The sequence below is a fragment of the Scytonema sp. UIC 10036 genome (genome assembly GCF_009725235.1).
In genome coordinates this window covers 30,485-56,643 of sequence record NZ_WJFC01000005.1, presented here as the reverse complement: position 1 = coordinate 56,643, position 26,159 = coordinate 30,485, and the positions used below count along the sequence as shown (strand labels likewise).

16 protein-coding genes are annotated in these 26,159 nt (G+C 42.5%); 4 read left to right on the top strand and 12 right to left on the bottom strand.

Annotation, left to right across the window (positions count from 1 at the left end; translation table 11 throughout):
* Window positions 1-13: 13 nt before the first annotated feature.
* Window positions 14-856: a hypothetical protein gene (locus F7734_RS04230; RefSeq protein ID WP_207714005.1), complete on the top strand. Its 843-nt coding sequence runs from the start codon at window positions 14-16 to the stop codon at window positions 854-856.
* Window positions 857-902: 46 nt separating this feature from the next.
* Window positions 903-1,526 (top strand): DUF6753 family protein, encoded by a 624-nt coding sequence (locus F7734_RS04225; protein WP_155743528.1) that lies wholly within the window; start codon window positions 903-905, stop codon window positions 1,524-1,526.
* A 176-nt stretch (window positions 1,527-1,702) separates the two neighbouring features.
* Here the strand turns inward: F7734_RS04225 and F7734_RS04220 are convergent, their stop codons facing one another.
* Window positions 1,703-2,509, bottom strand: coding sequence for a response regulator transcription factor (locus tag F7734_RS04220; RefSeq protein WP_243146675.1), 807 nt, complete (start codon window positions 2,507-2,509; stop codon window positions 1,703-1,705).
* Window positions 2,510-2,753: 244 nt separating this feature from the next.
* Between F7734_RS04220 and F7734_RS04215 the strand changes: the two genes are divergently transcribed.
* The gene (locus tag F7734_RS04215) at window positions 2,754-2,999 is read left to right on the top strand and encodes a hypothetical protein (RefSeq protein ID WP_155743527.1); all 246 of its coding nucleotides are present in this window, start codon (window positions 2,754-2,756) and stop codon (window positions 2,997-2,999) included.
* A gap of 165 nt (window positions 3,000-3,164) precedes the next feature.
* Here the strand turns inward: F7734_RS04215 and F7734_RS04210 are convergent, their stop codons facing one another.
* From F7734_RS04210 to F7734_RS04155, 11 genes are all read right to left on the bottom strand, one after another.
* Window positions 3,165-3,980 (bottom strand): hypothetical protein, encoded by an 816-nt coding sequence (locus tag F7734_RS04210; protein ID WP_155743526.1) that lies wholly within the window; start codon window positions 3,978-3,980, stop codon window positions 3,165-3,167.
* Between the two features lie 5 nt (window positions 3,981-3,985).
* A complete protein-coding gene (locus F7734_RS04205) occupies window positions 3,986-5,866 on the bottom strand; it encodes a putative molybdenum carrier protein (protein WP_243146674.1) in 1,881 nt (626 codons plus the stop codon).
* Window positions 5,867-6,065: 199 nt separating this feature from the next.
* Window positions 6,066-7,445 carry a hypothetical protein gene (locus tag F7734_RS04200; protein WP_155743525.1) on the bottom strand — a complete coding sequence of 460 codons (1,380 nt, stop codon included), beginning with the start codon at window positions 7,443-7,445 and terminating at the stop codon, window positions 6,066-6,068.
* 43 nt (window positions 7,446-7,488) lie between these two features.
* Entirely contained in the window at window positions 7,489-8,082 is a 594-nt protein-coding gene (locus F7734_RS04195) for an IS607 family transposase (protein WP_243146673.1), read from the bottom strand.
* Between the two features lie 30 nt (window positions 8,083-8,112).
* Complete coding sequence (locus F7734_RS04190) at window positions 8,113-9,402, bottom strand: hypothetical protein (protein ID WP_243146672.1); 1,290 nt, start codon at window positions 9,400-9,402, stop codon at window positions 8,113-8,115.
* A 20-nt stretch (window positions 9,403-9,422) separates the two neighbouring features.
* Entirely contained in the window at window positions 9,423-11,150 is a 1,728-nt protein-coding gene (locus F7734_RS04185) for a hypothetical protein (RefSeq protein ID WP_155743524.1), read from the bottom strand.
* A gap of 415 nt (window positions 11,151-11,565) precedes the next feature.
* Window positions 11,566-16,704 carry a hypothetical protein gene (locus F7734_RS04175; protein WP_243146671.1) on the bottom strand — a complete coding sequence of 1,713 codons (5,139 nt, stop codon included), beginning with the start codon at window positions 16,702-16,704 and terminating at the stop codon, window positions 11,566-11,568.
* A 286-nt stretch (window positions 16,705-16,990) separates the two neighbouring features.
* Complete coding sequence (locus F7734_RS04170) at window positions 16,991-19,177, bottom strand: effector-associated domain EAD1-containing protein (RefSeq protein ID WP_166481722.1); 2,187 nt, start codon at window positions 19,175-19,177, stop codon at window positions 16,991-16,993.
* Window positions 19,178-19,182: 5 nt separating this feature from the next.
* The gene (locus F7734_RS04165; protein ID WP_155743521.1) at window positions 19,183-23,148 is read right to left on the bottom strand and encodes a tetratricopeptide repeat protein; all 3,966 of its coding nucleotides are present in this window, start codon (window positions 23,146-23,148) and stop codon (window positions 19,183-19,185) included.
* A 58-nt stretch (window positions 23,149-23,206) separates the two neighbouring features.
* Entirely contained in the window at window positions 23,207-24,304 is a 1,098-nt protein-coding gene (locus F7734_RS04160; protein WP_155743520.1) for a serine protease, read from the bottom strand.
* A gap of 667 nt (window positions 24,305-24,971) precedes the next feature.
* Window positions 24,972-25,226 carry a hypothetical protein gene (locus F7734_RS04155; RefSeq protein ID WP_155743519.1) on the bottom strand — a complete coding sequence of 85 codons (255 nt, stop codon included), beginning with the start codon at window positions 25,224-25,226 and terminating at the stop codon, window positions 24,972-24,974.
* A gap of 365 nt (window positions 25,227-25,591) precedes the next feature.
* Here F7734_RS04155 and F7734_RS04150 point away from each other — a divergent pair, with 365 nt between their 5' ends.
* Entirely contained in the window at window positions 25,592-26,152 is a 561-nt protein-coding gene (locus F7734_RS04150) for a MerR family transcriptional regulator (protein WP_243146670.1), read from the top strand.
* Window positions 26,153-26,159 lie beyond the last annotated feature (7 nt).

Here is a 26,159-nt window from a genome sequence, read left to right as displayed (position 1 = left end):
GAATACTCCTTAAATGTTGAGAAAGCGTTTTGTGATTACAGTCGGGGATGCTCGTGTTGGTAAGTCTACTGCTTCCCGACTTTTACTCGATTTGTATGCCAAGTATAAACTGAACGTGCGGGCTTTTTATCACGGATATCGTAACAAGCTGTCAATGTATCAGACAGAAAATTTTAAAATTGACCGTTTGGGTTTTTCTAGGGGTGATTCTGATAGGTTGTTACTTGACTTAGAAATGTTCCCAAATACTGAAGTGCTTTTGACTGATATGCCAGGTCAAAACTTTCCTGAATTTAAAGCTTTTGAGAAGGATATTTCTCTCATAGAAAATCTTAACTGTTTGGGATATCGCGTTACGTTTCTCCATCCCATATCCCACCGGAAAGACTGCGTTGAAGATTATCTGAAGGAATTGTGTGACTATTTTGGTAATGAAGTTGATTATGCGATCGCCAAGAATCATTATTTTGGCGACCAATTTCCTTATTATGAGGGTAGCCAAATTCAAGCCAAAATCAAAAACCTAAACGGTTTGGAATTAGTTTTGTCTAATTTACATACCCAGTGCTATCAAAAAGTTGAAGATGCAGCTTTGCCTTACTCTAAAGCCGTGTTACCCGAATCTTCTCTTAATGTTATTGACCGTTCGATTGTATTTAACTGGATGGAGAATTTTTTAACTTCAATTACTTCTAACGACACGGCTTCTAATTATTTTGGCTTAAATATAAAACAGCTTCATTTCAAGCAGTTGAAATCTGCTTCAGCTTCTGTTAGCGTTTCAGAAACTCTTCAAACCAATTCTTTTAATCAACTGCCTTTTTCTCCTAACGAATCAGAAACAGAAAAATGGTAATTAGTATTTTTTGATACTTAAATTTGTTTGAGCTTGTTATTGTCTTATGGCTAATAATGATGTCGCAAAAAATGTCGAAAATGTTTTTTCAAACCTTGATGAAGCGAAAAAAGCAGAAATTATTAACTATGTGCTCCAACTGGGTATTCGACGTGATGACCCCTTGTTTAACCTTTATGCCGAGTTGGGTACTACCCAAATTATCTTAGAGAAATTACTGAGTAGGTTTAATGACATTGTTAACCAATGGACGAATATGGTAGACAATAAACTTAGGGATGCTTGTAGTATGGCTATTCAGCAACAAAAGACTGCGATCGCCGAAGTTGCAAAAGAGTTGCTCGAAAAAACTGACGGCGGTGGAAGGGCTTTACCTCAACTAGGGTTTGGTCTTAACAATTGGAATTTGGCTCAAATTGGGGGTGTATTGGGCTTTGTTCTGGCTTTGGGAACTGGGATTGGCATCTTCACTTACAAAACTGTTGCTGATACTGCTTTTTCTCAAGCTGTTGTCCAAACTCTGATTTTGAAGCCTGAAGACCAAAATCTATTAAATTGGGCTAAGTCTCAGGAAGGTCAACTAGCTCGTAAAATCTATCAGAAGAATGCTCCCATTATTAAGACGTGTCTTCAGAAAAAAGACGAAGGTTGCACAATTCTAGTTAATTAACTCGTTAAGCAGCTCGGCCAAGGTGGATAAAATTTTTCTTTCCTCTGTGCTCTCTGTGCCTCTGCGGTTAAATAAATGACTTTTTAACCACAGAGACGCAGAGAGCGCAGAGAGAAAAGCAGAGATTTTATCACTATGACACTAAGATTTATGAGTCACTTTGGTAGAACTACCTACTAAGCAGCCCAACCGTTGTAACTCGGATAACTTTTGTCTTGACTCTTTTGAGCCTGACGGTTTTGATTTTGTTGGTCATCCTTGCTGCTTCTGGTTTTCTTGCTTCTTCTGTAAGTAGGCTCTTGCTCAATTTTCAGATCTGCAAAAGTTAGGATTCCCAGACGGATAGCCTCGCGAATGGCGTTGAGCTTGTTATTGACTCCTAACTTAATAAATGAATTGTGCAGGTATGACCTAACCGTACCTTCTGAAACATACATGACGTTAGCGACTTCATCGTTCCTCATCCCAGCAGCAACGAGTCTGAGGGTTGTGAGTTCTTTGTCGGAGAATTCGCTTAACAGATTCATCTGCTTCTCTTGTGTCTCTTTCGACCTGAAGCTATCTACTAGGATGCGGTTGATGGTGGGGTCAATCCACGATTCATGGTTGTATGCTGCAAATATTGCTTCGAGGAATCTTTCTCCTACCTCTTCTTTGGGACTGTTTTTACAGTAGTAGCAGTCTGCGCCGTTAGCAATTGCAGCCTTAATCGAGTCGCGATCGCTCTTGGCAGTCATGACCACGATTCTTGCTGAGGAGTGAGTACGCTTGATAGCGCTAATTGCCTCTAGCCCACAAATATCAGGTAGTTCAATATTGAGAACTACCACATCTGGTTTTTGAGATGCGATTATGTCTAATCCCTCTTTTCCGTATTTGGCTCCCCATACTTGAAATTTCTGATTTTTAGACAAGATAGCGGTGGCACCAATTCTAGACATATTATCGTTCTCAATGATGACAACACTAATCATTTGCATCATCCTTAATCTGTCTTAGTTATTAGTAATCATACTTATAACATTTCTGTTTTGAAATGTTTGTACTTCTTTACATTACCTACATATTAGACTTCTAAATTAATGATTTTTTTATATTTAAAGAAAATTTTTAAAATCTCTCTAATTTTTATATTTATAATGAAGGACTAAAGTATGTAGGTGTTTTTTACTGTAGAGTTTATTTTAATAAAAATAAGTAAAATTATGGAGCTAAAGATAAATCTTTATGAAGATGGATAAAATTCTTGACTGGATAGAAAAAATCGTTGTTTGGGCATTGACAGGGCTATTAATATTTGTCGGGCTAGGTAGATTTCCACTTAGCCCGACAAGTCTTTTGGATTTTGCTGATTCGCTTTATTATTTTGCAGTAGCGATCGTTGTTTGTCCCAAGACTCCAATTGGTTTTTATAAACGGCTGTTACTCTGTTTTTTATCCTTTTTATACGGAGTCTGGATGAAACTAATTTAATGACAAGTAGTCAGAATTCAGGAGTCAGGAGTCAGAATGTCTAAGCAAAATTTAATAAGAATTCAGGAGTTATAAATCAGAATTGAATTAAAGAGTTTAAGTTTCGCATAAAACTTTAAATCTATAACTCCTGAATTCTGAATCCTGAATTCTGAATTCTTCCATCTAATCGAGTTCGCTATCCAACTCCTGATTTTGTACTTGTTGTTGGCTCTGTTCTCTGTAGACGCTAGTTCTCTCAAGTTGAGAAACCTGCCCGCGTGACTGGCTCTGGAATAGAGCTTTAAAACGTTCAAATTCTTCTTTTGTGAGGTTATTGACAATAATAGAATATTCTTTAGAGCTATTATCTTTTGATGCCAATAGCGCCTCTTCGTTTTCCTCTAGTTTGGAATAGTTTCTATCTAGGCTTAGTGTTTGGGTATCTTTTTCTAATTTGAGACTAGCTGTATACTCTTCTCCCTGATAAACAATTTTCTGGGACTCTTTATCTTGTTTACCAAAAGTGGTTATTCTATCTATAATTAACGGAATGACAAATTGCTGAATCTGAGGCTCGGTTACTAACGATTGTTTTTGATTCTCTATAGTTTCTTCTGCACTATTATTAGTACTATCATCATTTTTGTTAGATGAAGTATTTAGAATTTTTGGTTCAAAGGTTTTTTCTACAGTTGGAATAAGCTCATTGGTAGAGGATGGGTATTGATACTCTTGCTCCATAAAACTAATAGGTTCAATTTCTTGTGGGGTGACTTTTGCTTCTTCTTGTGTGACTTTGGCTACTTCACCTACTATCGAGCTAAGACCTGAAGCTGCTTCTGCTTGAGTTTCTTCGGCGATTTCCCGTTTTCCGTACTCTTCAATTTGCTCGTCAGTTACTTTTAGATAATCCATTATTTCTCTGACGACAGCGGCTTTTTGAGCTATACTCATTCCTTCTACTTCAATTGCGCCTAATTTTTCAATTAAGTCTTTCATTTGAGTTACCTCTCTACTAAATCCTGTTTAACCTTATGAAGTGAATTATCGATGCGGAAATTCATGAATTTAAAATCTTGCATCATTTCATCATTGATTTTATTGACTTGGGTTTTTCCTTCTCTAACATACAACAGTACATTGTCTTCCTTGTCCTTGATTAAGTAAGTTTTATCTTGAGCTTTGGTAGCAATTTGATATTTTTGAGTTTCTACAGACATGATGCCATTGACATCTTCTCGCCCGATTGTTTTAACAACACGTTGGGCAAGGCTTGTGATTTCGTTAATTTGTTCGAGTGCCTTGAGGTCTTTTTCCATCGCTGGAAAAATATTTTCAAGGCTAATGTTTTCTTTTACATATAGTTCAGTTACCTCCTGAATTCTCTTGAGATAATTTTCACCTTTACCGAGTTGTTCTGCAGCAATATACCAATCCTGAAGGTTCTGGACTGTATTAGCCTTCATTCGCTCGATAATTCTTTCCATTGCTCCAACCTGTTGTTTGGGGTTACTGGTTGGAGCATTAAGTACTGGTTCAATTGCTTCGACGGGCGATCGCTCTTCAACTCGATCTTTCTCCATCACCTTTGTATAGGCTTGTGCGAGCGCACGAATGTATGGTGATTGTAGTCCTTCTCCCTCCCAGAAGTTAGCTTTGGAACCCTCTGGGCTAACCTTGTAGCTACAATTTTCCAACCATTTGACCCCTCCCCGTTTTGTAACTGCCTCGACAAGCTTGGGATGTTGTTCAAACCGTGCTGTCAAGATTTCAGCCATTAACTGAACTCTGGGTTCCCCTAACGGTAAAGTTTCTTTATATGCGAAAAAGGCTTGTTCTGCCGATAAAAATGGCTGACCTTCTGGTTTTGATTGGGTGTAGGTTTCCAGTCCGTAGTTGCCGACTGGCATTGCTTTGTTATCGCGGAACGATACGGGATATTCCCCCTCGATAGTTCCTACCTGCTTGGATTTAACAGTCGTGCTGGTGAGCACAGCACCTAGTGGGTCGTTTCCTTGTGAGTTGAAGTTGATACCGGGAGCAACCCCTTTTGTTGTTTGAACCTTCTGTGAAGTAACAGCTGCATGACTGACGGGAATTTCTGTTACTTTAGTATTAATTGTATCACTTAAGTAGCTTTTTTTCCCTTGGTTTTGCTGATAAGCAAGTCCTATTTGTACAATTTCGGCAACAGCAGCTTGCAGTCCTGGTGCTTTGCTTTCTCGGTTACCAGCAACGTTAAGAACTTTAATGTGATTTGTTTCAACGAAATCACGCAATAATTGAGCTGCTGTAGGACGAGCATTGAGCGCAGTATCGAGCGGCACCTGTAAAACTGGCTTACCCATATTTTGGGCAGTTTGTACTGTGAAACGACTGCCAGGGCTATTTATATCGCCAAAGATGGCAGTACCATCAGCGTTGCGAATGTTTTCAACTGTTCGCTTGTTGTAAGATTCAACTGTGGTATTTCCTTTTTCCCCTTCGACAAGCCCATATTCTTGCAGGTTGGGATTTACGCCATTCTCAGTCATCCATCCGGCGGCGGCTGTACCTCCGGTAGGTAGTCCTAATGCTTTCGCGCCTTGGAGTCCTCCCATGTCAGCGCCAGTTTGCCCACCGCTAATAACTTTGATTGGTTGGGTTTGGACTTGTGGTGATGGGGGATTTGAAATAGTTGCTTGTTGTGATTTTTCGACTACATTGGTATAGGCTTCAGTGAGGGCGCGGATAAATGCTGATTCTTTACCTTTACCTTCCCACTGTTTGTCCTGGGCGTTGGTTATGTTAGTGCAGTTCTCTAACCACTCAGTTCCTCCTCGTTTGGCGATGGCATCAACTAACCGGGGATGCTGTTCGAGTTTAGCGTGAAGGACTTGTACCATCAGTTTGTATTCATTAGCTGATGGGTTTAGTGTAATCGCATAGCGTAGTCAAACGGAGTCAACCATAGCTACTTGTTTCTTCTCTCCTCTGTGAGCGCGTTGCCCAGAATCAAGAGTCTTTGACTCAACCAGGCAGGCGTAGGATGGTAGGAAAGATAGGAGGTACTTACACAGCACCTTTGGTAAGGTTGGAGTACAGTTAGCCACTGACTTTGCTTGCAACGTTACCAAACCCAACCCTTACGGGTAGAAGGCTTTTTCTTGAGGCTGCCTTGCGCTCTAAAACGAGCTTGGGCTGTACAAACTTACGGGCTAAGAACTTGAGCCCAATGTTACGTGCGGCGTTTAATCCCGAACTTCCGCGTTGACCTGTAACTGTGGCAAAGCATTTGCCACCATATTGGTAAGGTTGACAAAACTCTAATAGAGTAGGCAAGTAATGGTTGCCTCTCCAGACTTCTACTGAGTTGACAGCACACAACCGAGAAGTATCTTTAGGATTGACTCTGGCTGTGAGAATAGCGTACCGTTGGTAAGCAATTCGACGCACGTTCTCGACAATCTTTCCTTTGAGCCAGTAAGCACGTTTTTGGTTGGAACGACGTGAGTAAGAGCCGCGCTTGGGCAAGAGGCTTCCTAAGTGTTCAAACACAATGACTTTGCATCCATGACGGTTGGCAAACTCAATAATTTCGTTTGAGACTCGCAGTCCCTCGTGACGTTCTCGTCGAGATATCTTCTGGAATCTGTGAGAAGCAAAACCTTTGTCAACGCGGACAGTCTTTTTCATCGCACGCGCAACTTTTCCTAAATCACGCTTCCTAAGACGGACGTGCTTGGCGTGACCTTTTACAGTCATACGGCTAATTTCTGTCACCGAGCCGTTATCTTTGCTTTCTAGGATAGTGCAAGTAGCGATGTTTCCGTCTAAATCTAGGTCAACAGAGCAGATACGTAAATCTGAGTGTTGAATGACTGTTTTTAATCCTCCTGTTGCTGGTACGTATTTTTCTATAGTGAAATCTAGGTATACCTTGCCACCTTTTAAAGTGACTGTTGGTGATGCTTTTTCCCACAGATCTCCTATGTCATAGCTTTGATACTGGAACTTAATCCAGACCCAAGTGTTATTTCTACGTACTTTGAGCATGATGCTATCGCCCGTATCTTCCTTCCACATGCCAGCGTAAAAGACTGGGTTGAAGTTGAAAGAACGTGGTTGCACTGGGGGTCGGTGTTTTCTGTGCCGAGTATGTCTAGATTCCCACTTGTCGTAATGGGTTTTCCATGACTTGTAAGCACCAATAGCTTTTTTGATGGCAGCACGACGGAACACGCAGGGTGCATCCATTGGTATCGGGTATTGAGCAGAATGTCCTACCGTCAACCCTTCGTACACTTTGTAGTGTTCTTTTGTCTTGGATGTTCCTTCTGGGTGGGTGCAAACAACAGCGAAATAGAATGACACTAAATCGTTAAAGGCAGTCTTAGTTTCATCCAAATCAATACCGTCTCTCAGTAAGGTAAACCTAGCTGTCTTGGACTCAATTGAATAACCTTTTTTGCGTTCTAATGCCATAACTTAACTACGCTGTTTCGACCTATTACTATTATACACTCTTTCACTCCGGTTTTTCGCAGTCATTTAAAATTTTTTCCTTGTATTTTCTAAGAAAATAGAGCTTTGAGCTAAAGCAGTGCATGATAGCCATAAAGTCTTGCATTAATTCTTGGTGAGGACTTAACTCTGTTTTTCCCAGTACTGTAATCTTGCACCCATTGAGCTTGCAGAACCATTCCACGAAATCAAACCCAAACCTACACAACCTGTCTTTATGTCCTACAACTATCTGCGAGACTTCACCTTCATGCACTCTGTGCATCAATGCCATGAACTTTTTGCGTTTAAAGTTCATTCCTGAGCCTACCTCCCTAATTACTTCAGAATCTGGTGCGCGTCTAGATAACTCGATAACTTGAGTATCCAAATCATCTTTTTGAGATTGGGTGGATACCCGGCAATAAAGAACGGTCTTTTCTTGAGGTTTAGCCTGTACTCTGGATTCTAAGGAGGACACTAAATATCGTCTTTGTCCCCCTGGAGTACGGATATACTCTATTTTTCCTTCATCCGCCCAATTGGCAAGAGTTTTGGGATGATAGCCGTAAAGTTTTTGTGCTTGAATTGGTGAAAGATACTTCATGGAATAAAACATCGGTTTACTCCATGATACTCCAAGATTCAGCTATCTAATGTTACGTCCCTTTTGGTGGTGGAATGCGTGTTCGGCAGATGCATATGCTACACCTTCAGGTTTGACTGCATGGGTTTCTACTCCATACCTTCCTTTTGCTGCAACTGGGTTGTCATTAATTGAAACTTGGTAATCGTTCTGTAACTTGCCTTGTTCTTTAGCAAGTGCAGTGGCATTAGCAAGTGCTGCTCCCAACCCGTCTTTGGAGTCGGGGCTAATATTAATAGATGTGGCAGTTTCTTTTTGTACGGATGGGAACGGAACAATCTTGCCGTTGACGTAATCGCCTAGGGGTTCCATGAATAACCCATAGACTTTATTCTTATTCGCTTGGGTTTGGGTCAGTTCTTTAGGTGAATGCTTCTCCCAGTTTGCCCAGGCTTGCTGGTAAGATGGGTCTTGGATCGTTTGAGGAGTTATTTCGTACTGCTTACCCACCCGGAAAGCGACCTGTTCGCCATTCTTACCGACTGCGATGGCGCTGTCGCGCCCGCCTTCGGCTAACGCAATATCTCCCTCTTTGATGCCATAAGTTTTTTGGTAGTCTACACCCCTGGTGGTATGTACCCTACCGTACCCGCGCATGGCATCAATAGTTGTATTGACTGGTACTTTCGGAGGTTCGCCATGCAGATGTAGCGAGTAAACCATTGGTACTGGTTTTCCAGATATAGTAGGATTTTCTGGAATCTGGGGGTTTTGAGCACGGACAGTAGTCTGATTCCCAATAGAGATGATTTCTTGGACGCTTAGTTGCTCTGCAAGATGTGAAGATGTGTTGCGGGTAGCTTCTTTGAGGTTGGCGTAACTCCGATCTACTTTAATCTCTCCCCCCGGTGTCCACTCGTCAGCCTTAATGGTAAGGTCATCATTGGTATTGACTACTGCACGGGGGGGTTGGTTTGAGACGAGGAAGTTCTCAAACTTTTGACGAATGCTATTTTCTTTGCCCAAATCATTTTTAACCGACCAGATGTTAATCGACCATCTTCCGGCTTCAGTATTGATAGCAGCGTGTTCGTTCTTGCAGTTAAACCGCGTTACCGTACCCGACTCAAGTTTAAACTCCTGATAGGTTGCTGCCGTATTTTCTTCCTTGGTCCATATCATTTGTTCCTTAGCAGCACGGTATCCCCAATCAGAATTACCGATGTTAATGCTGCGGGCTTCAAAGGCGGCATAGGAATCATCGCGATGGTAGTTGATGCCAACACCGGGTTGTTCTGAGTAGGTTACTAAAACTATATCCGCATCAGGATATACCCGCTTGACCAGTTTCATCAATGCATCGTCCCGTACCGCTAATTTAAATCTAGAGAAATCTGGATAAATGAAGTTTGTCTACATCTACGAGTTTTTCTAGACCCAGACACAGCAACGGTTACTGCATCTTTTCCCATTGGAATCTCACCAATCTCGAATAGCTCCAGTTGAACTGGATTGAGCAAAAGTCCATCCCCACCTACAGAGTAAGTAGGGTGACAATTACTCGTAACCACTCGTGTCCTGTAAGGACGGGCATTAAAATATTGGTGCCTTTGAGTGCCTTTGACACTCTTGGCGATCTTACTCCATTGCGACCAAACGTGCTTTCCAATTGGATAGGCGGACTTGGAATGAAGTAAGTGATGAAGTTTTGGAAGCCTTTCTGAAAATCTTCTACCTCGACGTGCGATCGTAAATGCTGCTGATGATGCTGAATTCATACCATATTGGCTCATGAATTTGAGCATTCCGATCGTGCTGCTAAAAGCAGGATTTACTTTCTTATGATATATGCCAGATTTTGAGCAAGCTGCGTCCAAAGCTTCATTCCATTGGGAATAAGCAAATGATGAAAGCATTCGTGCATATTTTTTTCCTTTCTCTTTGAGTTGTTTCTTCTTTTCGGAAAAATCCAATTTCTCAGATGCAACTGGAAAATTATATTCAAGAGCTTTGAGTGCAATAAATGTGGCTGCATCTCGAAGAATAGCTTCTCTTTGATTTGAAGTTTTGGAATGTAAATCTAATTTGTAGTCGCCATATTCTAATAAATTACCTTGGACATCACATACTGCCCATCCAATGGAGTCAGCATTTAAGTCAACGCCAACATAACCAGATAGATATTCAGATGTGATTTCTGGAAGATTAATATCTGTGCTAGCGGCAACATACCAACAATTATCTTTCCAATAGAATCGAATAGTGACAGCACTACAACCAATCGCCCACTTCTCGGTTCCGTCTTTGGTCTTTACTTTATAGCAACGTTCTGAGATAGATTCAACCAGATCGTGTTTCCCATGTTTGAAGTTTAATCCGTCAATCCGAATGTAGTCGCCGCCCAATCTTTCTTCTAGCGCATAGGGAGTGCGGATAGAGAGAACAAAGCTATCCGTTTCTTCAAGATAATCAAATTGCGCTAGTTGGTTACCTCTTGACTCGTCCTTGCTGCCAACCAATACAAAGCTGTCAATGTCTGGTAATGTATACTTTGGCGATGTGGACTTCAAATGAACCAATTGTGATTGAAGTACATACAAACGTCGTTTCTTTTGATGTAAACCAAATTTCGCGTCTTGGAGTTGCGTTGTTTGACGCTGCTTGGCGTAAATGCTACACGCTTTTTTGATTTTGGTTTTACTGGTTTTAAATCCCTTTTTCGCGCTCCTACTCTTACTTATTAGCATATGTTCTTGTTTGGCAAAATCTTTAATTTGCTTAGAGCGTTTCTTGATGTCAGATTTTATCGACTTAATCTGACCTTCTAGGATTTTGATATGGTTGGCTCTGTTTTTGTTGGCATTAGTAACAATTCCTTGTACTTCAGTATAGATGGAATTGCTGTATCGCTTGTTTATATTGAATAAGCGTTGTAATTCTTTGTTGCAATCAAGCTGGCTTTTCTCAGCCAGAATCATTTCCAGGCAGTGATGGCGGGCAGAGTCAATTAGATTGGAGATAGCAAATAACTCTCCCCAATGCCAAAAGTCTATTTGGTCTGTATAGGTTTTAGTTTGCTCTGTTTTAATTAACTCTGCCACGCTTATCACCTCCTTACTTTGCTAAATGCGTCCTTAAATTGGATCACAGTTATCGCTATATTCAACGACTAAGTCACCAGAATTCACTTGAATATTTTGTCAAGATATCTCGTGCAGTTCTCTCATTAACTTAAGGTTTTTTCTACTACGGGAACCATAAAAATAATTCGTAATTCGTAATTCGTAATTGAAATTCATAATTACGAACTCCGAATTACGAATTATTCGGTTATGTCCTCCCTCTGTCGTCACAAACTCTAATTTTCCTGAATTCGTCCAATCCCTAACAGTTTCTACTCTTACTCCCTTAATTTTTGCGACTTCTCCTATCGCTAAATATTTTTTCATTTTCTAGAGATTTTGTTGTAGCTTCTATAGAATTATACAGCTTTCCCGGTATTTGTGTTTAGCTGATTCAAACCCCTGGCTTGAAGTCTTTTTCCTTCAAGTCCCATTTTGCCCCTACCCAAGCTACTTGCCTAAGAGGGGCGTAGTTGGATTTGTCTGACTCCAAGACTGGTTTGATATAATTTTCAAGGTGTTGACGCAGTTGTTCAACTTTTTCCGAGCTAATTTTACCCAGGATTTCGATCGCTTTGGTTTGGTCAGCTTGGCGTGAGTTGGGTAGTGATATTGGTTGGTTATGAATCTGTGCTTCTTCTAAATTTTGTTGATTTGGTTGGCTTTCGTTAAGAATTTTTGCACCTACTTGCGATTGAGAGACCGATGTGCTTATAAAGTCGTTGGGAAGAACTTTTTCCTCTCGTAAGGGTTTAGCAGGAGCTATCGGTACTGGTGTTTCTTCTCGATATAGTTCTCTTGGACGGGTTAGTAGTGCTTTTAGCGCTTGCTTGTACTCGCTATCCTCTGGAGTTTGATTTGATGGGAGCAGGCTCCTTTGAGTTTCGAGTTTTTGATTGAGTTCTGCGCTGAGTTGTTCGTAACGGTCAAAACCATCAATTTCACCAATGTTGATAGTTTCCCCAAGTAAAGTATTTAATTGTTCATTGAGTTCTTCTGGAATTTGGTCTTTACTGATGATAAACGTCCCTACATTTTTTTCAATGAAGTAGTGATTGTCTATTCCCTTTGATTCTAGCCAGGTATTTACAGCGATCGCATCTTGTGCGGGTACGACTAGTCCGATAGCTTCTTTCGTTTCTACTTGTGACCCATCTGCGGAACTATACTGTTGGTTTGGGTTATAGAAATATACAGTTTGTCCGGGAATAATTGGAATTAGTTGTGAAGGAGTGTCTGCACTTTTGATTTGACCACCAGCACGCTCAATGAACGTTTGTTTAAGTTCATGGCTCATGGTACTTTCATCAAGTATAAATATAGCCATCCCCTTTTTGGCTTCTAACCGAGTTTGTGACGCAGGAAGCTGCTCGTATGATACTCCTACTTTTTCAAGATAGTTTTTAGTTCTTTCCGCTAACTTTTCATCAACAGCCAATCCAATTAGCCCTACTAATTGTTGTTCCCTGTCTTGGAACATAATGGCAGGACGTTCGTTAATTTTATCGAGAATTTTATGACTTTTTTCCTCTTGCTCTCTCCTAAGAGGTTGTTCGCTACTGAAAAGCTGACTGCGTTTAATCCAGCGATCGGGATATTGTACGGTTTCTGGATTAATGGAGATTTTAGCAGTACTTTCATTACTGGTAATTTGTACTGGTAAAGTTGTTCTTTGTTGATTTTCGCGGATAATCTTTGCATCAATTAGTTTTTGTACCGTACTTTTTTCTTTTCTCACCCACTGCTTGGATATTTTACCCCTATTTAATTCAGCTTCGACTTGTTCGGTGTGTTGACCAATAACACCGAGCGATTGGTCGCCAATTTTGGCAATATAAACGTGCTTTTTGTCAAATGCTCTAACTAAAGTTTCTCTAAAATCCTGGTCGTTAATTTCTTGTTGTTTGTACCTTTGATTGGTAATATTGATTCGGAATAAATGACCATCAGTTGTTTTTGCTATGGCATAGGCATTTTGTCCGGTAGCGATCGCTTGAATTTTTAGCTGTAGTTGTTGTCCGTTTCCAGGTTTTTCTGCCAACCAACCTTGGGCGATACCTTCCTTGACAGATTCCTTATCGATATTACCTAATTTTTCTTGTTTGTTACCATTTTGAATATAAATACTGTAATCTTCTCGAATTAAGTTAACCCTTTCAATTGTTAACATAACAGGCTCATTGTTGAACCTTGGTGTGTTGCCAAACTTATTAACTTCACCGACTTTAAAGGTAAGTTCTGGTAATCCTGGTACTTTAGTGGTCACAGAAACTGTATAGACTTCCCCTTTTTCAATATTAGCAGCAGATGTAGTACCAATTGGTAGTCGGGCGTTATTCTGTTCGATATTACCGAATGTTTCGTAATGACCATCCTGGTTCTGTATTTCAATGACGCTTTTTCCATCTTCAGTTATATTAAACCGAATGTTTTGAGGGTTACTTTCATTGAATACTTCACTGTTACGGTTGAATGCTGTAATACTAAATCCGGTAAACTTAAGTGTATCTAACTGACTAATAATTTCTTGAGAAAATGCAGCAAATGCAAAATTAGAAACCTTATTTTGGCGATCGCTACCTTTTTCATGACTGCTTTCACGGGTTGTTGATACAGCCCAGGTAGCAGCAGCCATTGCCAGTTTCTGGTCTGAAGGAATCGAATTATAAAACTCTTCTGCTACTTGATAAGCTTTTTGGTAAAGAAGTTTAATCTGACCCTCACTCAGTTCTGGCTGGAAGGATATTTTGTGAGAAGTAAATTCCTGTCTGAGAGTAATTCCTATCTCTTCTAGTTTGTTTTCCTGCTCCTTAGCAAGCGTTCCTAATGCTCTAAATTTGGGTTTACCATTCTCTGTTTCATCGTTGATTTGAGCAGAGACAATATACTTGTGCGGGCGATTGCTGTTGCGCTTTTCTTCAGGTATGTCTGATAATTTCAGCGTGATTTTATTAGCTTTCCAAATCAATTCGTTATTATATTGAAGAAGGTTAGTGACACTGACGCGATCGCCATTAGTAAGGGTAATATTTGCTGACGGTCCTTTTTCTGTCTCTTTTTGTCTGGATAGCTGATTGGCTCGGTTAAAAAATTCATCAAATTCTTTTTTGGCAAGAGTTGCTTGCAAGCGCTGCTGGTTAGAAAATTCAACCCCCTTAAATAAATCTTGAAACTGGACGAGTTCCCGTGATTCGAGACGGGCTTTCTCAAAGTATTGGTTGGTTTTAGCAATGAGTAATTCAACAGGCGAATATCCCGTCGGTTGGATGGTGCTATCAACATAAACATCCTTCTTCTTGTCCCGAATGTAGTTGACTTCTCGGTGAAGAATCCGACTGTTGTTGCGGATAATCTCCATCTCTGGTTTTTTAGCACTTTTGAAGAGGTCAACCGCAATTTGGTTTTGAAATGCTGCCTCGGCAATCATTTCCCGGTACATCTTGGTGTTGACGCTCATTGCTTTGAAAGCGGTTTCTTGGTCAAGAGGTTCTTGTCCTGTGGTTTGGAGAAATTCCTCCATGTAGCCGCGATACTTGTCGGGGACTTCTTTACCTTCTATACCCTTGGACTTTGCCCAGGCTTCTGTCTCGAACAAATCTTCGTAGTGTTTGGCTACTGCTTGTACGTACTGAATTTGGTCTTTCTCACTGCCAAAGTTTTTCAGGATGGTAATTTCTGACTCTAGCGCCTCAATGGATGTCAGGTGATTGTTGATAACACCAACACTAATACCATCGCTCATGTGGATGGCGATTTCTTCAAACTCAGGCTGGCTACCATCTTCCCGATAAAAAGACTGTTTCTTGAGTTTGACGGTTGGGTCGTAAGTGTTTTCGGGTAAATTGCGTTCAAGAGCCTCTGCTGTAAGATTGGGGTACTTGCTCGCTGCAAGGAATCCAATGCAGTCACCGTCGTAGTCGCGTGCTTGGCGTTCCTGTTCGGACTCTTGGGGAAGGAGTTCTAGTTGGTAGCCGACTGACTGAAGTTCTTTAATATACTCATTAAGTTTGTTGGTAAAGTTGATTTTGTCTTTAGTTTCGAGCTTGCTAATATTTTTGTTTAGGTAATTTTCAATACCTTCTAATTGGAGATTTTTTCCTTGGACTTCGGGAAGGATAGATACAAGTTGTTTGTTGAGGCGGTTGTAGATGCGATCGCTTGTTTCGTCGGAGACAGCGATCGCACCTAAAAGGGGTTTGCCATCCGGTCCGAGTATATCTTCTACAAGTTTGTTTGTAGAGACACACAAACCGTTGGAGTTAAGGAAGGGGGAGCGGAAGTTGAGGACTTCTTCGGAATCTTGGTAATGAGGAATGCAAATTTCACCATTTTGCAGGTCTTTGGAGGGAATGACCATCGCCCGCTCAAATGTGAGGGTTTTACCGATAGCAATTTCCTTCCACTCATTTTGAACGAACCGGGCGAGTTCCCTCTGTACTTTCTCAGTTTCGAGAAGCTGTCCAACTCCTTGCAGGTCAGCTTTGATAAGTTTGTAAATGAACGAGTCAGTAGTTAGGCGATCTCGTAGTGTTTCTAGCTCTTCCGCTACTGTTGGGTCTTCTGCTGCTTGTTCTTCGAGTGTAGTTGCTTGTTCTTCTAGAAAAGCTTTGCGCTTCTCGTACTTTTCACAATAAAGTTGGGCAAGTCGCCTGGGGTCGTCTTGCGCTTCCTTAAGTTTTTTGGCTTCGAGTTCTAGCTGTTCGGTAAAATCCTGCAATCCATTGGGAAAAGAAGCAAGTAACTGTGAGATAGCTGTTTTACCCAGTTCGGACTGTGATTTCTCTCCCAACCATATATTTTGCCCGTACAGTCCGGGTTGAATTTGGGGCTTGGTTGGACCATTGGGGTTGTCCTTATCGGTTCCTTTAAATGCAGATAAGGGAAGAATGAGGTCAATTTTAGTTTGGTTACTGGGGTCTTGGTAGTTGAGAATCTGGTCGAGGTTGGCGGGGCGCAACGTACCTTTGCCAAAGCGGTACTTTGTATCATCTCCGTCTCGGTCAGTCCAGCCGAAGCGGTGCTGGATGACACGGTATCTCTCACCTTCCTGATGTCCGGTTAACTCGTGATATAACTGGGTTGAGATTTGTCCGTAGCAGTCCCCGGTGAGGCGATAAGCTTGGTCGTTATTGATAATGCCGCCATTTTCACCATTGCTATCATCAACAACGAGAACGTTTAACTCTTGGTTGATAGCATTTTTACACGAACCAAGGAAGATAGACCCGTAAGCGCCTCTATCTTTGTTATCGGGACAAAGTTGTCTAATTGTGTTAAGGCATTCTTCTGGGCCATAGAGTAATCGAGTCTTTGATGATAGTAATAACTTGTGTCCTTCAGGATGATTTTTTAGTTGAAGGGGCGTAGACTTTTCGTCCATATGCCCGAACGAAAAGTTGACTCCGGGAAAGAAATGTTCTAGTAGAGTGTTATTAAGTTCTTCTTTTAGTAATGAATCAGCGTTATTAGTATTACCATCTGTATGAATCCATTGATTTAATCTAGTATCAAAATGTTTAGCTTGAATTGTCATATATAAGAGTTCAACTTATAAATTTAAAATAAAATTTGGTATATTCACGCTAAAATTCCCTAGAATTAGATTATAGTTTTTCAGTTTTAATAATTGATTCAACAATTTTCCATTTTCTGCTAGCAAAAATTATGTATTATAAAGTACCTGTATATAAGCACAAGTCTTCAGCCAATCTCCTGTGTCATTGATTTTTTGCTCAGTTTGGATGAATAGAACGTATTTAAATATACTTTAATAGGAATTATTCTAGTTCTGAATAAAACAGAGCAGGTTTTGTTGATATTTATGAATTTATAAGCAGCTGCAGCGTGCCTTTCTCGTGCATATGTTCTAAAATATGTGAAAATATAACACCTCGGTTGCCACGTGAGTCACCGTAGTGATGGATTGCGACCAAGTTCCAGTCACTGTTGAAGCATGGTGCTCCAGACGAACCTTCGTCAGTGTTGGCTGAGTAGCTCACGTAGTAATGCCCAACCTGTTCGTATATGACCGATCCGATGCTGATCTTTAATGGTGCAGCTTTAGGGTGTTGGAGAATCACTAGTGGTTCTCCCTGTCCAAATGTATACTTATGCGGCGTTAACCACCCACGCGGCGGAGCCCCCTCTTGCCCACCTATAGGCTGTTCCCCAGGGGTGTTTCTAACACGCAACAATGCGTAGTCGAGTTCATTCTGTGGGCTGTAGTCAACTAGCCATTGGTCATCCCTGGCTAGGTAATACTTCTGTACCTTCGCTTCATCAGCAAGACCGCCTTTGTCCGTTTTGTAATCAAAGCGTAGCGTCACCATTCTACTTATGGATGGATTGTGATGGGCACTGCTGATCACGTGGTAGTTTGTCATTACCAAATCAACTCCGACGAGAAAACCAGTTCCTACTGTGATACCAGGGATTCGGATCTGGCATATTGCCAGTTCGCACATACCCATCCACTCGCGCCACTGTGCAACATTGTTAAACCGCACGGACTTCAGCACGAGGCGTTCAAATGCACCCTCCTCAGGTTCTACTGGTGCTAGCAGTAATTGCTCAGCTACCTCACGTAGCATGGCATTACGCGGTTTCTCATTGCGTGCCGCAATAATCAATTCTTCGGTGCGACCTTCAGATTCTGCCCACTGAATGAGGTAAAATACGTTCTCTGTAAGGTTCCTCCCACCTGCAATGGCGGCAAGGTTCTCATTGAGACCAAAGCGCACCATTTGAGTCAGGTTTTCCTCGCTTGGAAAGGCAGATAGCAATACATTTTGCAGATTTTTGTACTGAACCCTTGTCAACATCTGAACAATTTGCCTTAAGCTTGAAGTGTGTTTAACCTCGCAGACATTAATCGGTGAGAGTTGGTACTTCTTCATTGACCAAATCCGGAATAATTCACCATTAACCCGGTAGTTCTGGTAAATTTTGTCATGTACAGCGAAGCCGTGATAGCATAATGATTTTAAGCCCTCCTGGGCGTCAATTGTCAAATTGTTCACAGACTGAACCACAGTGTGAAGCGACTGCCAATCATTTGTGTTGCGCAGCACATAATAAACTTGTCGGCCTTCTTCGCCAATCATTGTCCACCACTTGTCCAAATTTTTTGCCTGGTAAACGTAAAATAGTTCTATTGCCTCCTTCACAGCATTAGGCGAGATTGGACTAAGACTAGATTTCACTAGCTGATTGAGGACGTACTTGAGAATAAACGGATGTCCCCCAGATTGCCTTCGTATCTCAGCGCATACTTCTGGCATCAGATCTGGTGCTTGGGAGAGCAATGCATCTACTCCTTCATCATCAAGAGGCTCAAGAAAATGGACATCGATCAAATCAAACAGTTGTGAGCCAGGTTCCTCAATATTTTGACGGCGACCTGAGCGAGTCACGACAAGGCAGACATAATCACGGACAGCACTACTGTTCACTAGTATACGCAGGTTATTGTAGAGCCTGCGTGCCCAGTTAAAACAATGGACTTCATCAATATCGTCAATCAGAAAAATGGCACATATTTGTCCGATAGTCCTTGCAGCGACCTCGGCAACTTCATTTATTGTAGCTTCTAGATGCTCCAAGCTAGTCGTTGTAAGGTTCTGCTGCTTATTTAGCGATAACCCCAGCGCCTGTAATGATTCGTGGTTTGCCACATTTGCTAGCGTGCTTGCTGTAACGCACAGCTTGTGATCCATAAGCCTAATAATATCCGATGACGATCCGGGTTCCTCCACCATTTCTTTAAGCGATAGATAAAGCGGGAGTGGCAGAAACCCAGTTGTCTCCACTTGCTGCATACGTTGCCAGAGTTCGTGCCCGATAACCTTCAAAATGCTCGTCTTGCCGAATAATCGCCCACCAATAATTCCCAACGATTTCCGGTCTGGAGAACAGATCTCCTCGACTCTTTGGTGAACGAAGCTCCATCTTCCGACAAAATCCTTTGGAAGTGCGTCTCTGGTAAAATCAAACGGATTGCTAGTCATAGCGCCTACTCCGGTATTCCTAATCGCACATGACGAATCCATTGACGGAACAGGTCAAAGGTGATTTTATAAGTTAATGGTGTTTGTTCAGGTGATTCAATCAAGTGGAGGATGTGGATCTGGTTGAGTGTAAACAGTGCAGAGCGATAGTTAACAGAATCATTGTCCATCACCAGCTGCGCTTCGGGAAGTGAACTGTCCGACTGTGCCAGTGCGAATAAAATTTGCTCATGAGCCCGTGCCGCCGATGCGCCCCAGAGTTGGTTGCTTGTAACCTCGTCCCACAGTTCTTTAAGAACTGCAGCATACTGCAAGTCGTAGATGTATCGGTGGATGGACTCCTCAATTGTTACCACTGACACCGGACCAGGCTGGCGGTTACGCTGTCGGTAGGCTAAGCTGCAAAGCTGGCGGGCGATCAGTGGGTGCCCACCACTTGCCTGTGCAACCAGTTCGGTTGCCCTGTCATCATAGGATAAGTCAATCTGTCCACCTATATTGCGCACCATCTGGATACAATCGTCTGGCAGCAGTGGTGGCAAATACTCCTCTTGCAATAGTTGAAAAAAGGGATTTTGCTGCTTCTCATGTCCCAGTCTGCTGACACGATTGATGGCTGGATCAAGTCCAGTTACCAAAAGAGCTAGCCCGTCATTTTCTTGTAGTAGCCCTCGCAATGTCCGCATTAAGATCAGGTAGCGTTCCAGTTTAGGTCCCATTGCGTAGAGAGGAGGCATCAGTAATTCGATTTCATCTAAGAAGATAGCGAGCCGTGCCTCCGATAAGTGATCCTCCAGTAATACGAGCGCTCGTTGTGTGGCATCGACAAATATCGCCGTTGTGTCACCACTATCGAAGTTAACGTTACTAAAATCCAGGTCGATATGTAGTCGGGTTCTAGCATCGGCGCTCCACTTGTCAAGTATACGTCGGTAGAAGGATGACACATCGATACCTGCCTGGAGATCTAGGTAAGCCGTGGGAAAGGGCATCTTCCGCTTAGGTAATGTGGAGATGTAACGCAAAAGCGAGCTTTTACCCATCTTTCGTAGTCCAAACAACCCGATCGGCTGCCCTTTAGCTAGTTGACTGACGAGTGCGTCGGCGAGTGCCTCCCGCCCAAAAAAGTTGAGTACGTCAAAAACTGGAGCCTTAGCATTGTAAGGATCGATACCTTGACCGAGAAAACGCTCTAAGTATCGTGTCAGGACAGTCTTTTCGTTCTTCTCTTTACCACTGACCTGGGCTTCATAGAGCATATTATGCGAGATTGGCATGATTGTGAACATTTGCTGCCGCAGTGTCGCAATCTGGAGCCAGGCGCTATCGCCAACCGTCTGATTGATCACAATGAATGCTTGCGTAATGTTACTGTCAACTGCTTGGGTGTCAGCATAAATGCGCAGGATATCCTCAGCTTCAAGCTGTTTACCCAACGCAAGTCGTGTATAGACTACCGACGCAATGCCCTTCTTTGTCCAAATTGGTAGTGTAGGTAAGCAGAGAAAGCTGGTAGTATCGCCACTTGTAGCGAGATCAAAACCTGCGGACTGAAAAAAATGCTGTATTTCGACGATGACCTGGTTGATTGAGCGCTTCACTTGGTCAACCTGTCGAGAGACCTCAGCAATGTGCAACTGCAACTGAGCTATCCTTGCCCGATCCCCCTGCGACTGCACCAGGTTTAATGCACGCTGATATTCTGTCAGCGCTTCATCCCAAGACTCCTGGGCTACGTAAAGATCACCAATATTACTGAGTGCGTTGGCTACAGCAACAACGTCGCTAATGCTTTGAGCAATACTTTGTGAGCGGCGGTAGTCGTCCAGCGCTGCTGACCAATCGCCATTGCTAGTGTACACACGACCACGGTTCAACAGTGTTGCAGCTACGCCGACAAGGTCATTGCGTTGCTCGTTAATTTTCAATGCTTCATCCAGGTAAAGTAGTGCATGTTCCCAATCAGCTTGTAACGCAGCGATAGCCCCTAGGTCGGACAGAACCACTGGGGCAAGCCTGCTATCGATCTCGCGGACAATCCTCAATGCCTGCTCAAGAACCTGCTTTGCCGCAGCTATATCATCGCTGTTCAACAAAATTGTGCTCTCATCAATAAATACCTGTGCAAGCCCGTTACGCTCACCAAGATCTTCGTAGATCCCCCTAGCCTGTTGCAATCGTTCTAAAGCACCATCAAATTTACCCTGGTCGCGCAATAGCTTCCCCAGATTCAAAAGAGTATCCGCCTCATCAGCACGGTTGCCCATTCTGCGTATAATACTTAGGCTGTTCTCAAGACTAACAAGCGCCTTCTCCCACCGACTTTGGTCACGATAGATATCGCCGATTTTGCTAAGTGTAGTTGCTTCGCCACTAAGATCGCCAATCAAGCGGCGGAGCGCAAGACTATCTTGATAAGCATTAAGCGCTTGAGGCAACTGACCACGCACTCGATAGACGCCAGCAATCCCATTAAGCGATTCAGCCTCGCCATGGGAGTTGTTTGTATGGCGTGCAATTTCCATGCTCTGCGTAAAATATTCGAGTGCCCTGTCATAGTTACCACTATCGGCAGCTAGGGTTCCTAGGCTGTTCAAGACATTAATCTTGTTTGCTGAGTCATCAATTTCCTCGAACAACTTGCGGCTACGTTCAAGGTAGGAGAGAGCCTGACGCGGTCTCTGTATGCGGTAGATACGACCAATGTTTAACGAGGCGGTTGCCTCAGCTGTCTTATCGCCTACAGCAATTGCCAGATCGATGGTTTGCTGAAATGTCCCCAGTGCCATCTCCATAGAACCAAGGTTGAACTGAGCTATACCAATGTTACACAAGCAAAGCAGTCTTCCAACAGTATCATCTGGTCCGATCTCCTGTAGCACTTGTTGGGACATTTGCAGCAGTTCAAGCCAGTACCCGCGTTGAATGAGATAACTATCTAATGCCTCAAGATAGGCAACCATTAAGTTTTTGTCCAACACGCAAGCAGTCTCCCAGCCACGACGAATCTGTAACTCAACTGTTTCAGTGATCCGCCAGTTGCCGTGCTGTGCCACACCTAGGTAATACTGAGCGTGGCGCAGGCGTGCTCCTTCCAGGTCTGGCGTTGTCTTTAGCAGGGCAAATCCATAAGTATGAGCAACTTCCGGTTGACCATACATTTGGTCATCACTAAAATGGATGATTAACTGTTGACGCTGCAACGTTAGCAGATCTCGCTCTACTAGGTATTGGCGCTGGTCTTCCCATACTGCCATTACACCTTCAATATCAAAGCGTGAGGGGTCAAACACAGCGAGCAGCCGGAAGCGGCGCTGTAACTCACTGCTTAATTGATTGTAAGCAGCCTGCAGGACTGGGTCTGTAGTAAACGTCTCAGTAAAGGATGGTGGTTCTAGCTTTGTTTGGTCGTTTGGTGTGGCATAAAGCAGTTGTTGCTCAATCTGCTCAAGCTCCTGCTCTAAATTCTCTATCAGATCTAGATTTTCCTCAAGCTGTCGCTCAAGCTGGAACTTTCTAGATACGTCGGTCTCAAAAACCAGAGTCCTTCGCAGTAAGCTAGTCTTTTCGTAGAATAGTTCGGCTTGCCTCCGCAGTTGATCGCGCTTTTGTTCAAGCAGTCGCCGTTGAGATTGGGATAGTACCGTATCTGATAAGGTAACTGACGATGTTGTCACTGGTGTTGCTGTTACTGCCTTATTGCCGATCCCAAGAATTTCGGCGATATATTTCAAATTGGAATTACCTGGATTCCCCGCTAGTGCTGAATTAAGAAGTGCCTCAATACGCCCTGAGGACTCAGCCCACTGGATTAAATAATAAACTATTTCATTTAGACTAGAGCCAGCAGCGATTGACTCCAAGTTCATATCTAGCCCGTAGCGCACCATAGAATCTAGCCTTGTGAGGCTGGGAAATGCGCTCAATAACGCATCATGTAGCTGTTTTCGTTGTGCTCCGGTTAATTTCATGTGTTGATTATAAACAAATTACATAGTTGTCAGCAAAGTTAACATCCGGATGATAATTCTACCCAAATTGTATCTTTCCTTTTTTGATCAGCGGATCTTTACGCAACTTCCAGAGCGCAACTGCATAATTAGTTTGCAAATAACGCCCGGAAAAATGCAATCCAACCACTTTGCCTAACTCAAGGTCAACTAGGCACGAGCCGGAGTTACCACCTAGTGTTGAACAGTCGTGGGTCAGCAACGGTTGTGCCTCTTTAACACCTGTGATAACTCCTGGCTGTAAACGCTTAATATTAAAGATATTCATAAAGATGCGGCGTATCTCGTCAGGATCATTACGATGTCCATCCCATGCAGGGAAGCCCACGACATACGCTATGCGATTACATATGTTAATCGGTAGGTCAGCGGCAACAATTAGTGGCTTTGCAGCATACCCACCTTGTCTAGAGATAGGTTCAGTTCTGAAGAGTGCTAGATCGAATGTATCGTGAATACCAATAATATCAGTGAGTTCAAACTCTGCGGACTGGTTACTGTTTAATTCTTCAGTGTAATTTATACAGGCGGCAACACCAGGCTCAAATATCCACTTGCCAAGCTGCTCCTGACGGGAAAATTCCACAGCAACGTGTCGATTGGTCATTACGACATCCTCAGCGACTAAGAAGCCAGTGCCCACCCAATCCTTGGATGGATGCCCTGTTAGCTCAATACGACCAACGCTAGAGAAGACAGATTCAATCGCAGTGCGGTATTGCTCCAAAATCTCCCAACCTTGAGGAGGTGGGAAAAATTGTCCGTTCTGGATTAAAATGGCCGGTCTTCCAACCAGTAGTACGAGTGCTTCTAGCCCAGAGACTTCGATTGAATCTAGGGTGGTATCTGCGCCCGAATGCTGTACTTTTTTAACGGCACGCATTCCCATATCAACCAACTCTGCACTTTGTTGAAGGATACGAGACTGAATGCTGTCAGACTTTAGTGCTTCTGGACCACTAGCTGAAGATGCTAGCATCGCATTGCGAAAGAGAGGTTCCTCTACTGGAAATGCTCGCTCCAGTATTATTTCTGGTTCCTGCTCAATATACTGCTGCAATTTTGAAAGGTTAGGCAAACGGCGCAGCGCTTCTGCTACTCTATTTCGAGATTCCATGGATACTCCTTACAAGATCATTATGGTAGTTGGCATCAGGCATTGTAAAACATAAGCTCTATGAATTAGGGTAGGTTTATTTAATGTTCCGCCTTTAAAAAACTCCTATGTTATTGGAGATAGAAAGCTATACGAACAGTATATACAATGGGAACTGATTAATAATGTTGAGTCCACAACACCCAAAATTGTTTGGCGATTATTAATAGCTACTAAGGATAACTTTTATATCTTACCAGCCATACCCAATAGTGAAGCTGCTAAAAAGTGTACCCCGATTGTTATGCTTGTCAAACAAATGTCACAATCAGCTAATAATTCTTAGTCCAGAAGTATCTGAGTAGGTTGTGTTGCAATCCAAATTCCACACTCTAAACTGTCAGATGCCAAAGAAATATCTGTATTTAGTACATGAGAACTAAAATAAGCTTGGACAGGGTGGTTTCAAAAAAGTTGGTTTCATGGATTACGAAGAGCAGATTTAATCAGATGCTCAATTCTATTAGGTGTTGGGGGTTCAATTCTTAATTGCACAGGAACCGCTGCTTAAGGATGACTTTCAGATGTTCTAAATTTATTTCAGTAGCCAAAACGAAAAACGAAAGTCAACATCACCTTTAGGAAGGTATTATTCAGTTTCTCCAGGAGTGAATCCGCTATCTACTTATTAGCTTGTAAAGTATTTTTCTCCCTCATTTGGTCGTCTGGTAATTTCGCCTATACTCTTGCCATCACAATCAACCCAAATGGTCGCATATCGTTCAGTTCTATGAAACCCTGTAAACTCTAAATTTTTTCCTGGAAACTGAGCTTTAAACCATTCTTTGGCTGACTCTTCAGTATCAAAAGTTCTGGTTTTTACTTCCTCTTTTGTTTTATGCCAATTACTATCATCGATAAAATCACAAACGTAATGAGGCATATATCTATTCTCTTTTTTATAGTGTGCTTGGTTTATTTATTATTATCTCATATGTCAATGTAAGTAACTTTTACAAACTGTTACTGTAAGAATCCAGCATCCAGGAGTCAGAAGTCAGAATCTAGAAGGAATTTAGTATGTTTGTTATATTTATTCATCAAATTTTCTCCCGATTCTTTAATTATTCTGACTCCTGATTTCTGACGGATGTATTCTTACCTGTTACTTATAAAAGCTGAGTTGGAGATGCTCAGTTTATATAAAAATTAGGTGTGATGGCAGAAGCTCCCCCAATCGGATGATTTTCCACCATTTGATTCATCAGGGCTTGACTTAGAGTGCGCTCTAAGTTCTAAGGTGAAACTATGCTTCTCTCGGTGAGTCCCATGCAAACCCTGACGATTCAACAGGTTGCCCAGCAAACGGGCTTAACGGTTCACACACTGCGGTACTACGAACGCAATGGCTTACTGGAGCCAATCGATCGCGCTAGCAGTGGGCATCGTCGCTATTCGGCAGAAGACATTGCCCGCATCAAGTTTCTGACTCGCTTGCGGGCGACCGGAATGCCAATTCGGCAGATGCAGGAATTTGCCCGACTGTTTCGAGAGCGACCAGAGGCAATTGGCGATCGCCGCAAGCTGCTAGAAGCCCACGAGCAACAGGTACAGGCACACATTCAAGAACTGACTCGCAACCTGGAAGTGATTCAGTGGAAAGTTAGCTATTACAAGAGCTTGGAAGCCCGTCAGCAGACGGACTCAACTTATTCCTATTCAGAAGCAAACGAACGCCAGGAATGTCTGGCGGCAGGACAAGCTTTCATGTTGGAACGTGCTCTGCAACAGGTAGATACCGAAGCAGAAGTTGAACCTCAACCCCACGAAGCGTCTCCTTCCTTGCATGAGAGCAGATTTCAATCATAACGCTGAA